Source organism: Streptosporangium sp. NPDC023825 (assembly GCF_040639575.1).
Classification (GTDB): Bacteria; Actinomycetota; Actinomycetes; order Streptosporangiales; family Streptosporangiaceae; genus Streptosporangium.
The window spans coordinates 309,346-320,917 of the sequence record NZ_JBFAAE010000003.1 but is presented as its reverse complement, the minus strand read 5'-3'; the positions used below and the strand labels follow the sequence as shown (position 1 = coordinate 320,917).

The window sequence follows — 11,572 nt, the reverse complement described above, 5'->3', positions numbered from 1 at the left end:
ACAGCGGCCACACCGGCACCTACCAGGACTTCAAGGCGGGCGCCCGGGGCAACCTCACGGCCACCCTCAAGAACCAGAACGCCTCGCACCAGTTCCTGGGCGGCTCCACACCGCCGCCGTCGTCCACGCGCGTCAACATGACGTACGCGCTGTACAAGACCGGTGGCGGCCACATCAGCAGCGGCTTCGACGGCTACAAGAACACGCCCGGCCGGCATGAGGGCATCGACTTCGCCCGCGGGGTGGGCTCGGACGTCCACGCCCTGGTGAGCGGTCAGATCATCAACCTCGCGCGCGGGAGCAACGGCCGGTCGGGGCTCTCCACGATCGCCGTCTACAACGCCTCGCTGAACAAGACGATCATCTACCTGCACTCCGCCCCGAAGTCATCCCTGCGCGTGGGCCAGCAGATCTCGCGCGGCCAGCTCATCGCCGACGAGGCGTGGCGCGGGGTGTCGTCCAGCGGGGCCGCGCACACCCACGTCGAGATGCGCCCCGGACGGCAGACGCGCGCGTCCAAGAGCGTCGGCGACCCGACGCTGAGCAACCCGAACCCGCACTCGTTCTGGAACTCCCAGGGCTACAACATCCGATGACGCGCCGCGACCCGTGACGGGGAGGACCGCCCGCCTCCGGTTCCCCGCCGTGCGCCGCACGGCGGGGAACCGGAGCCCGTCGGCGGGCCGGACCCGCCGCGGCGCCGCCACGGACATGATCACTGCCGGCCGACGATGACCTGGAAGTTGAGCGGCCGGCCTCCGGGGAACGCGACCCGTCCCGCACCGTCCATCATCTTGAACCGCACGTAGCAGAAGCCCTCGTTTTTCGGCGTGGTGACGTCGGTCCGGATGTCGACCATCCTCCCGGGGCGCGTGTCCTTGATCGGTACGTCGGAGACGGTCCGGCATTGATCGGGGCGCTGGGGGTCGAGGCGATGCAGTGAATATCCCTTCCACGGCACGGTCCCGGCGTTCTTGAGCCGCCACACCTTGGTCGCGGTCTGGCCGGGGCCGACGCGCGTGCAGTCGGGGAGCGTGATGTCCCCGACGAACACCGCCGAATCACCCTTGTGCGCGGGCGGGCCCCACGGCGGGTTGGTCGCGCTCACCGGGCAGTCGGCCGCCGACGGCGAGTCCTCCGACGGGCTGCCGGACGGGCTCGGGCCGCGCCCGTCGGTCCCGGAGCCGCGATTGACGGTGGCCGTGATCAGGACCGCCGTCCCCACACCGACGGCCGCCGCCGCGAGCGCGGCCGCGGCCAGGTGGGTCAGCCGGAATCGCCCTCGGCCCCCCGGTGTGGGGAGGGCCGGCCGGACGTCGCCCCCGATCTCGCCGGGCGGCGGCGGTGGCGGCGCCGGCGCGGGTGCCGGGGTCTCACCGGCCGTCCGTGGCGACTGCGACCCGATGGCGACGTGCACGGCACGGTCTTCCGCGGCGCCCGGGGCGGAGGCCGCGAGTCCGCCGGGCGGACGGGCCGCCGAGGTGCCCGCGCGGACCGGAGGATCTCCGGCGCCCACCGATCTGACCGCCAGGTTCGCCCTGTCCCAGCGCTCGCGGTACGCGGCCGGGTCCGCGCCGCACGCCTTGACGAACTCGACGGTGGTCTCCCAACTCGGGAGCCGGTTCCCCTTCGTGGCTTCGTGCAACGTCGTGTGCGAGATCGCCCCCGAGCGGCCAGACATCTCCCGGAAAGGTGGGTTACCGACCGATTTGCGAAGTTCTCGCAGAGTCGCCGCGAAGTCCTCGATCGTCTCCGTTCGTGCAACCATGTCGTCCACCGGGCGAAGCTAACAGCGCCCACGGTGTTTACTCAAGCTCGAACCCGCAGTGGCGGGCGAAGTAAGGTGGCCGACACCACCGGGCCGGATCCGGGTCACCTGCCGGCGAAACCGTCGTCCGGATCGCGCCGGCGGAACCCCGCCCGCTCCGGCGTTTCACGTCCACCGGTGGGCGGGCGGATGATAAGCGCAGGCCAGGACGTTCTATGGGGGCCGTGTGCCGCCGGGGCGCGGCGGTGTCATCACTATTCGCATGCGGACTCACGGGAGGCGGCGTGTCCACGTACCGAGTTCATCACCCAGGTGGTCCGCGAGACGAGCGCGCGGTGACCGCGGGTCTGCGGTGGGAGCTGCTCGGACCGGTCCGGGCGTGGCGCGGGGAGGTCGAGATCAACCTCGGCACCCCCCAGCAGCGTGCGATCCTCGGCGTCCTGCTGCTGCGCGAGGGCGCGGTGACGTCGCAGGACCAGCTGATCTCGGCGATCTGGGGTGAGGAGCCGCCGTCCGCCGCGGCGGGGATGATCCGGTCCTACGTCTCGCGGCTTCGCAGGGTCCTGGAGGACGGTTCGACGGCCGTGGTGATCGAGTCCGTGGCCGGTGGCTACGCGTTGCCGGTGACGGCCGGGTCCCTCGATCTCGCCGACTTCCAGCGGGGGATCAGGGCCGCTCACGACGCCCGGCGGATCGGTGACCACGAGACCGAGGCGGCCGAGCTGCGCGCCGCCCTCGAGCTCTGGAAGGGCACCCCGCTGGCGGGCGTGCCGGGCGGGTACCCCGAGAACGAGCGCACCCGGCTGACCGAACTCCGGTTCTCGGCGATCGAGGACCTGGCCGCCGCCGACCTCCGGCTGGGCCGGCACGCGGAGGCCGGTTTCTCGCTGGCGTCGATGGTGATCGAGCAGCCTCTGCGGGAACGGCCCCGCGAGCTGCTCATGCTGGCGTTGTACCGGTCGGGACGGAAGGCGGACGCGCTCGCGCTGTTCCAGGAGACGCAGCGGTTGCTGGCCGACGAGCTGGGCCTCGATCCGGGGCCGGAGTTGCGGGAGATGCAGCGGCGGATCCTGGCCTCGGATCCCTCGCTGGCCACCCCGGGGCGGGCCGGGCCGGCGGCGGCCGGGTCACGGCACGCCGGGGCCGCGGTGATCGAGACTCCCAGATCACTCAGATCACTGCCGCCCGACCTGCCGGAGTTCACCGGAAGGTCCGGCGAGGTGCGCCGGCTGGCCGGGATGCTGGAGGCCTCCGACACGCAGGTGCCGGTGATCGGTATCGCCGGGCTTCCCGGCATCGGCAAGACCACTCTGGCGGTCCACCTCGGGCACAGGCTGGCCGGCGAGTTCCCGGACGGTCAGTTCTTCATCGACCTGGGCGCGTCAGAGGACCCGCTCGCGGCCCTGCTGCGCGCGGCCGGGGTCGAGAGGCCACCGGAGTCCTCCGGTGAGCGTGCCGCGCTCTGGCGGTCGCTGACCATCGGCCGCCGGTCGCTGGTGGTGCTGGACGACGCGCGCGACGTGGACCGGGTGCGGCCGCTCCTGCCCGGCGCCGGCGGGGCGGCGGTCGTCATCACCGCCCAGCGGCGGCTGTTCGGGCTGTCCCACGCGCGCTGGACCAAGCTCGACCCGTTCTCGGAGCGGGAGGCACTCGCGTTGCTGGAGCGGATGCTGGGCGCGGCGCGGATCCGGGCGGAGCCCGGCGAGGCCCGTGGCCTGTACGAGCTCACCGCGGGACTGCCGCAGGTGGTCCACGCGGTCGGGGCCCGCCTGGCGTCGCGGCCGGACTGGAGCCTGGCGACCGCGCTGAGAAGGCTGGACGGCCGCGGCCACGACCCGGAGTGGGGGTTCGAGGAGTGCGGGGCGATCGAGGGCAGGTACGAGTCCACGGTGCGCGCCCTGCCCCGGAAACAGGCCTGGGCGCTCCGCCTCCTGGCCGTGCCACGGGCGGCCGACTTCTCGCTGACCGCGGCGACGGCCGTGCTCGACCTGGCGTCGCGCAAGGCCGAGAGCCTGCTGGAGTCGCTCGCCGATCTTCACCTCGTGGAGACCGCCGGCGAGCGCTACCGCTTCCACCACCCGATTCGCGAGTATGCCTGCTCCCGGGCCTTCCTCGAGGAGGGCGAGGCCGCCTGCCACGCCGCGCTGGCCAGATTGGCGCGGTTCTACGCGGCCACGCTGCGCAACGCCCTGCTGGCCGCCGCTCCCGGTCTCACCCCGGCCCCCGCCCCCGGCCCCGGAGAGCCCGGGTGCGTGGCCGGGCTGGAGTTCGGCGGTGCCGGGACGGCCCGGGCCTGGATGCGGGAGGAGCGGGAGAACCTGCGGGAGACCGCCGCGCAGGCCGCCGAGATCGGCGAGGCGACGGCACGGTGGCTGACCGGCATGATCGGTCAGGCGGGCCTGGGGGAGCCCGGCCGCCGTCAAGCCGGGTAGGCGCGTGCCGCCCGTCGGTAGGGGGCGGCCGCCCCTGCACAAAACGTGAACAAAAAATGCACGCCGAGGTACCAGGCTCAGAGTCGGCGCGGAATCTCCGTCGCCGGTGCGGGACGCCCGCGCGCAACCTCTGAGGGGACCTCATGCCCAAGATCGCGATCATCATCGGAAGCACCCGTCCCGGCCGAGTCGGCGAGGCCGTGGCCAGGTGGGTGCTCGACATCGCCGGACGGCGCGACGACGCCGAGTTCGAGCTGGTCGACATCGCCGATTTCAAGCTGCCGCATCTGGACGAGGAGTTCCCGCCGGCGGCCGGTCGCTACAGCAGGCCGCACACGCTGGCCTGGGCGGAGAAGATCGCGTCGTTCGACGGTTTCGTCTTCGTCACGCCCGAGTACAACCACTCCACCTCCGGCGCGCTGAAGAACGCGATCGACTTCCTGTTCGCGGAGTGGAACGACAAGGCGGCCGGCTTCGTCAGCTACGGCTCCGTCGGCGGCGCCCGCGCCGTCGAGCACCTGCGCCTGGTGATGGCCGAGCTGAAGGTCGCCACCGTGCGCGCCCAGGTCGCGCTGTCGCTGATGACGGACTTCAGGAACTACACCGAGTTCGCCCCCGCCGAGCACCACGTCGCGGCGGTCGACGCGATGCTCGACCAGGTCGTCTCCTGGAGCAACGCCCTCGCGACGGTCAGGGCGGTGTGATCCGAGGCACCTCGGCGGGAGCCGCGGTGTTCCCGGCCGACCTGCACCGCCTGGGGAGCGGGGCCGGGCCGGGGATCGATCAATAACAAATGCCGAAAACGGGGATGAAAATGCAAATCGGGATCTTCGGGGTGGGAGACGTGGTCGGTGACCCGGTCACCGGCCGCCCCGTCACGGAGCGCGAGCGGATCAAGGCGGTACTGGAGTACGCCGAGCTGGCCGAGCAGGTCGGGCTCGACGTCTTCGCGATCGGCGAGCACCACAACCCGCCGTTCATGCCCTCGTCGCCGACCACGATCCTGGGCAACGTCGCCGCCCGGACGAACCGGATCATCCTGTCGACCTCGACCACGCTGATCACCACCAACGACCCGGTGAAGATCGCCGAGGACTACGCGATGCTGCAGCACCTGGCCGACGGCCGGGTCGACCTGATGATGGGCCGGGGCAACACCGGGCCGGTCTATCCCTGGTTCGGCAAGGACATCCGGGACGGGATCGGTCTCGCCGTCGAGAACTACGCGCTGCTGCGCAGGCTCTGGCAGGAGGAGGTCGTCGACTGGGAGGGCCGGTTCCGGACGCCGCTGCAGGGATTCACCTCCACGCCGCGGCCGCTGGACGGCGTGCCGCCGTTCGTCTGGCACGGCTCGATCCGCAGCGCCGAGATCGCCGAGCAGGCCGCGTACTACGGCGACGGGTTCTTCCACAACAACGTGCTCTGGCCGAAGCGGCACGTCCGGCAGATGGTCGGGCTGTACCGCCGGCGGTTCGAGCACTACGGCCACGGCCCGGCGGACCAGGCGATCGTCGGTCTCGCCGCCCAGCTGTACGTCCGGAAGAACTCGCAGGACGCGATCCGCGAGTTCCGCCCGTACTACGACGCCTCGCCGGTCTACGGCGGCGGGCCGTCGCTGGAGGAGACGGCGCGGGACACCGCCCTGCTGGTCGGCAGCCCGCAGCAGGTGATCGAGCGGACGATGGAGTTCCGGGAGTTCGCCGGCGGCGACTACCAGCGGCAGCTCTTCAACGTCGACGCGCTGGGGGTGCCGCGCGCGGTCGTGCTGGAGCAGATCGAGCAGCTCGGGGAGATCGCTCAGGTGCTCCGGAAGGAGTTCGCCGCCGTCCGGCCCGCGCACGTGCCGGACGCGCCCACGCACGCCTCCCTGAAGGCGGCGAAGGAGGCCGGACGTTGAGGCGCACCATCGCGGTGGTGGCCGCCGGCCTGCGGCAGCCCTCGTCCACGCGGTTGCTCGCCGACCGGCTGGCCGAGGCGACGCGACGCGAGCTGGAACGGCTCGGCGCGGAGGCGGACGTCGAGACGATCGAGGTACGTGACCACGGCCACGACCTGGTCAACAACCTGATCGTCGGATACCCGTCGGAAGAGCTGGAGCGGGTGCTCGGGAAGGTCGCCCGCGCCGACGGGCTGATCGCGGTGACGCCGACCTTCACCACGTCGTACAACGGGCTGTTCAAGATGTTCTTCGACGTGCTCGACGACACCGCGCTGATCGACAAGCCCGTGCTGATCGCCGCGACCGGCGGCACGGCGAGGCACTCGCTGGTGCTCGAACACGGGCTGCGGCCCCTCTTCTCCTATCTGCGGGCCGTGGTCGTCCCGACCGGGGTCTTCGCCGGTCCCGAGGACTGGGGCGCCGCCGAGGACACCGAGGCGCCCCTGGCGAGACGGGTCGACCGAGCGGCCGCCGAACTCGCCCGCGAGGTCGACCGCCGCGACCCGCCCGCCTTCGACGACCCCTTCGAGTCCCCGGCCCCCTTCAGCGACCTGCTCTCCCCCTGACCGGCCGCGCCCGCTTTCCCCGTGACCGGCCGCGCCCGGCCGCGGCCCGTGCGCCCCGACGAAGGTGAGGCGGGCTCCTCTCCCGCCGCCCGGTGAGTCTCCCGCCGCCCGGCGAGCGTTTCCGGCCCGGGAGGGCGCGGGAGACGGCCATCCGGGTGCCGCCCGGGCTCCGCCGGAGGCGCCGACGCCCACCCCCCTCACAGGGCCGGGTGGCCCATATGGTCCACTGGCCAGGGGGAACCGGAGGATGAGCACAAGACGGCGAAGCTCGATCACAACCCGCATCACTCTGTTCACCGGTGTGGTGGCCCTTTTGCTGTGCTCACTGGTGGCCACGATTCTCATGTTCTCGATCAACCGTTTCGTCACCGATTCTCTCATCGAGGAGATCACCGCCGCCGGCGGCCGCGTGGCCGTGCAGATAGAGCGGGACCAGCTGGATTACCCTCTGGCGCAGCGCCGGTCCCGCAACCTGCAGGTCGTCGACTCGAAGGGCAAGGTCGTCGCCTCGACCCCGGGCCTGTACGGCAAACCGCCCATGGCGACGTTCACCCCCGACGGCATGAACGTCTCCACCTCCGTCGTGTGCGGCGGTGGCTTCCTCATCGGAGAATGCGACCTCGTGGTCGCGCAGTGGGCCCATCGGGGGGGAGAGAAGTGGATCGTCTACAGTGCCTCTCCCACGGTTCCCCCGCTGGTCGATCCGTGGCTGGCCACGGCGGTCATCGGGGGCATGGCGGTGCTCGCCGGCGTCATCACCTACATCGGCCACCGGATCGTCACCGTGTCCCTCAAGCCGGTGACCGCCGTTCGCACCGAACTCGACGAGATCAACGCGAACTCCCTCGATCGCCGGGTGCCCGTATCACCCGGCGATGACGAGATCCACGAGCTGGCCGACAGCGTCAACCGCACGCTGGCCCGCCTGGAGGGTGCCATGGAACGTCAGCGGCAGTTCACCGCCGACGCCTCCCACGAGCTGCGCACCCCCCTCGCCGGGCTCCGCGTCCAGCTGGAGGAGGCTCGGCTGCACCCCGGCGAGACCGACCTGAACGATCTGCTCACGCACTCGCTGTCCGACCTCGACCGGCTGCAGGCGATCATCACCGACCTGCTCCTGCTGGCCAAGATCGAGTGCAGCCCGCCCGAACTCCGGGAAAGGGTCGATCTGGCGACGCTGGTACGGGCGGAGGTTTCGCGGCGAGCGGATGCGCAGAAGGTGCGACTCGTCCTCGCCCCGGAAGTGCCCATCGACGTCGTGCCCGGCCAGATCGGCCGCGCCGTCACCAACCTGCTGGACAACGCCGAGCGGCACGCCAGGGAAACGGTGGTCGTCGAGGTGCGGGCGAACGGCGACGGCGCCGAGGTCATCGTCGACGACGACGGGGAAGGCGTCGCCGAGGCCGACCGGGGACGGATCTTCGAACGGTTCGCCCGGCTGGACGCGGCCCGCAGCCGCGACCGCGGGGGCACGGGCCTCGGCCTCGCCATCGCCCGTAGCATCGCCCACGCCCACTACGGGACGCTCCAGGTCGGAACCTCGCCCTCCGGCGGCGCACGCTTCGTCCTGCGCCTCCACAAGGCACCGCCGGACGACGACGCCGCGGAACGGGTTCGCGACTCCTCGTAGCCGAGCCGTCTGATCCGTCCACGTCCCGCGCCGCCTCCGCCGGTTCCTCGTACGGCCGGCAGAGCGGTCAGCGGGGCCCGCCGGATCCGCTCGTCCTCGCCGCGGATGTCCTCCTGGGCGTGGAGATCGGGCATCGGCGGATCGTCACATCGCCCGAACTCCGCCGTCAACGCTCACAGCCGATCTTGGAAGCGTGGGACGGGCGATACCCTGGAGCGGGTGGCAACGCCCACGGCCCCACGGCCCCGGCCCCTCGGCGGTCGCGCGCCCGGCCCGGTTCCGGGGCCGGCCACGGATCGGAGGTCCTGATCGCCGCTGTCACCGACCTCGTGGATCCCGTTTCCGCTGTTCCGGCGGGTGGGATGGTCACCGCCGTCACGGCGGCGGGTGTCGCCGCGGCCTTCATCGGCGCCGGTCTGGTCGCCATCCGCGTACGGCCCCGCAACCGGGCCGGGCCGTTGATGATCGTTATCGGCCTGCTCTGGCTCCTCGCCAGGCTCGCGCCCCTGCCGGCGGCGGGCGGTGTCCGTACGGCGCTGGCGGGCACGTGGGCGGCGGTGCTCGCGCATCTGGTGGTGGCGTTTCCCACCGGGCGCCTCGGCGCGCGGCTGCCGCGAGCCGTCGTCGGAACGGCGTACCTGAGCATGGCCGGTGTCGCGGTGCTGGGCACGACCGGCCTCGCGTCGAGCGCGGTGGTCCAGGGCGCCGCGACGGCCGGGGCCGTGCTGAGCGGCCTGGCCGTGATGGGCCTGCAGGTGAGCCGGTGGCGTGACAGCACCGTGACGCGGCGCCGGTCGCTCAACCCCGTGTTCGCCGCCACCGTGGTGGCGACGGCGCTGTTCGTGACGCTCAAGCCGGTGATGATCGCCGGTGTGGCGGTACAGGGTCTGACACCGGTGATGCAGGGAGCACTCGCCGCCGTCCCGCTGGCGTACCTGGGCGGTCTCCTGCGGCGGCGCATCGACCGCGGCGGGATCGCCGGGCTGGTCGTCCACCTTCGCGGCGTCTCACAGCCGGTGAGCATCCAGCGAGCCCTGGCCGGGGTCCTGCACGACCCGACCCTGCGGGTCGGGTACTGGACGCCGGAGTCGAGCCGGTACGTGGACGCCGACGGCCGGGTCCTGCCCCTGCCGGACGGCGGCGATCGCGTGGCGACACGCGTCGACCACGACGGTGCTCCGCTCGCGCTGCTGGTGCACGATCCGGTGTTGCTGGACGACCCCGAGCTGGTCGAGGCCGCCTGCGCCGCGGCCGCGCTGGCCCTGTCGAACGAGCGGCTGACCGCCGAGCTGAGGGCACGGCTGCACCAGCTCGCCGAGTCGCGTGGCCAGGTTCTGCGCGCGGCCGAGACGGAACGCCGGCGGCTGGAGCGAGACCTGCACGACGGCGTGCAGCAACGGCTCCTGTCCATCCCCATGACGCTCGGCCTGGCGGAGTCGAGGCTGACCACCCGTCCGGACCAGGCGCGGGCGCTCGTCGGCGAGGCGAAGGCCACCACGCTGGCCGTTCTCGAGGAGTTGCGGGCCCTGTCGCAGGGCGTCCACCCGCCGATGCTGACCGAGCGCGGCCTGCGCGGCGCCGTCCGGGAACTGGCCGCGCTCGCGCCGGTGCCCCTGCGGCTGTCGTTCGAGATCCCGGCGCCGTTGCCGGTGGAGATCGAGACGACGGCGTACTACGTGGTCGCCGAGGCGGTGGCCAACATCACCAAGCACGCCGGCGCGCGGGAGGCACGGGTGCGCGTCGAGCACCGGGGAGGGCGATTGCTGGTCGAGATATCCGACGACGGCCGCGGCGGGGCCGACCCGGCCCGCGGATCCGGGTTGCGCGGGCTCGCCGAGCGGGTGGCGGCCACCGGCGGAACCCTCAGGACGCACAGTCCCGCCGGCGACGGCACCCTGGTCCAGGCGGTGCTGCCATGCGGGTAGTCATCGCCGAGGACAACATGCTGCTGCGCGAGGGGCTCGCCCGGCTGCTGGCCGAGAGCGGCTTCGACGTCGTGTCGGCCGTCGCCGACTCCACGGCGCTGCTGACCGAGGTGGCGCGGCACCGCCCGGACGTGGCCATCGTCGACATCCGCCTGCCCCCCACCCGGACCGACGAGGGACTGCGGGCGGCCCGGGAGATCCGCCGGCGCCATCCCGGCGTCGGGGTGCTCGTCCTGTCCCAGTACGTCCGGGTCAGCTACACCCTCGAACTGCTCGACGACGGTGCCCACGGTGTCGGCTACCTGCTCAAGGACAGGGTGTCCGACCTGGCGGGGTTCGCGGCGTCGGTGCGGCAGGTGGGCGGCGGCGGTTCGGCGTTCGACCCGATCGTCATCGACCAGCTGGTCGGCCGCCATGGTCGCGCCGACGACCCGCTGCGCGCGCTCACCGGCCGCGAGCGCGAGGTCCTCGCGCTGATGGCCGAGGGCCGCACCAACCAGGCGGTCGCGGAACGGATCGGCATCGCCGAACGGACCGTGGAGAAGCACTGCACGAGCATCTTCGCCAAGCTCGGACTGCCGGCGAGCGCCGACGACCACCGCCGGGTCCTCGCCGTCCTGCGCTACCTCGACACGTAACCGGCCGCACCCGTGGGGGACGGTCAGCCGTCCCCCACGGGTGCGGCGAGCACGGCCCCGGGCGGGTGCCGCCCGGCTTCCGGCGCCGGTGCCGCCGTCGCACACTCGGACGTCAGACGACTCGGACGTCCGGGGTCCCCGGCCTCTGACGGGACGTCCGATCGCCCGGACAAGAGGAGAGGACGGCGATGTCCGCCATGACGAGGAACGCGACGACGACGGCCCGGTGGGTGATCGTCGCGCTGACGGGGACGATGATCTACTACTTCGTCACCTCGAACGCGATACGCCCCGGGAACCCGTTCCTGGTGCCCGACATGATTCTCACGGTGCTCCTGCCCGCCTCGGCCGCTTTCCGCGGCCGGTTCGCCGTGCCGGCGATGATATTCGCCCTCGCCTGGTCGGCGGCCGTCTGGACGGTGTCGCTCTGCACGTACAGCACGCGTGGAGCCTTCGCGGACGGAGCGAACCACCTCGCCCTGATCATTCCCAGCGTCGTGGCCGCAGGGCTGCTGGCGACCGGCGCGGGATACCGCAACGACACACGACAAGCGCTGCAAGAACCTAAGAGGTATCCGCAGCTATAAAGCAAGATTACGAAACTATTTCGCAGGAACCTTGTGGAACGAGGCATCGGAGTCCTACTGTCACCTCACCCTCGTGGCGTTCGCTCC

At 72.1% G+C, this 11,572-nt stretch carries 10 protein-coding genes; 9 read left to right on the top strand and 1 reads right to left on the bottom strand.

Annotated elements, in window-relative coordinates; translation table 11 throughout:
- On the top strand, window positions 1-596 hold a 596-nt coding region (locus AB0G15_RS04650; protein ID WP_362835302.1), incomplete at its 5' end, for a M23 family metallopeptidase.
- Window positions 597-715: 119 nt separating this feature from the next.
- On the opposite strand, the gene AB0G15_RS04645 is transcribed toward AB0G15_RS04650, so the two are convergent.
- A complete protein-coding gene (locus AB0G15_RS04645) occupies window positions 716-1,681 on the bottom strand; it encodes an NBR1-Ig-like domain-containing protein (protein WP_362835300.1) in 966 nt (321 codons plus the stop codon).
- A 422-nt stretch (window positions 1,682-2,103) separates the two neighbouring features.
- On the opposite strand from AB0G15_RS04645, the gene AB0G15_RS04640 reads away from it, so the two are divergent.
- From AB0G15_RS04640 to AB0G15_RS04605, 8 genes are all read left to right on the top strand, one after another.
- Window positions 2,104-4,200, top strand: coding sequence for a BTAD domain-containing putative transcriptional regulator (locus AB0G15_RS04640; protein WP_362835298.1), 2,097 nt, complete (start codon window positions 2,104-2,106; stop codon window positions 4,198-4,200).
- Between the two features lie 143 nt (window positions 4,201-4,343).
- Window positions 4,344-4,904 (top strand): NAD(P)H-dependent oxidoreductase, encoded by a 561-nt coding sequence (locus tag AB0G15_RS04635; protein WP_362835296.1) that lies wholly within the window; start codon window positions 4,344-4,346, stop codon window positions 4,902-4,904.
- A 110-nt stretch (window positions 4,905-5,014) separates the two neighbouring features.
- A complete protein-coding gene (locus AB0G15_RS04630) occupies window positions 5,015-6,097 on the top strand; it encodes a CE1758 family FMN-dependent luciferase-like monooxygenase (RefSeq protein ID WP_362835294.1) in 1,083 nt (360 codons plus the stop codon).
- Window positions 6,094-6,705, top strand: coding sequence for an FMN reductase (locus AB0G15_RS04625; protein ID WP_362835292.1), 612 nt, complete (start codon window positions 6,094-6,096; stop codon window positions 6,703-6,705). Before AB0G15_RS04630 ends, AB0G15_RS04625 begins: the two co-directional genes overlap by 4 nt.
- A 328-nt stretch (window positions 6,706-7,033) precedes the next feature.
- Entirely contained in the window at window positions 7,034-8,335 is a 1,302-nt protein-coding gene (locus tag AB0G15_RS04620; protein WP_362835290.1) for an ATP-binding protein, read from the top strand.
- Between the two features lie 362 nt (window positions 8,336-8,697).
- Complete coding sequence (locus tag AB0G15_RS04615; protein WP_362835288.1) at window positions 8,698-10,260, top strand: sensor histidine kinase; 1,563 nt, start codon at window positions 8,698-8,700, stop codon at window positions 10,258-10,260.
- The gene (locus AB0G15_RS04610) at window positions 10,251-10,898 is read left to right on the top strand and encodes a response regulator transcription factor (RefSeq protein WP_362835286.1); all 648 of its coding nucleotides are present in this window, start codon (window positions 10,251-10,253) and stop codon (window positions 10,896-10,898) included. The genes AB0G15_RS04615 and AB0G15_RS04610 overlap by 10 nt, the downstream gene beginning before the upstream one ends.
- Before the next feature lie 188 nt (window positions 10,899-11,086).
- Complete coding sequence (locus tag AB0G15_RS04605) at window positions 11,087-11,485, top strand: hypothetical protein (RefSeq protein ID WP_362835284.1); 399 nt, start codon at window positions 11,087-11,089, stop codon at window positions 11,483-11,485.
- Window positions 11,486-11,572 lie beyond the last annotated feature (87 nt).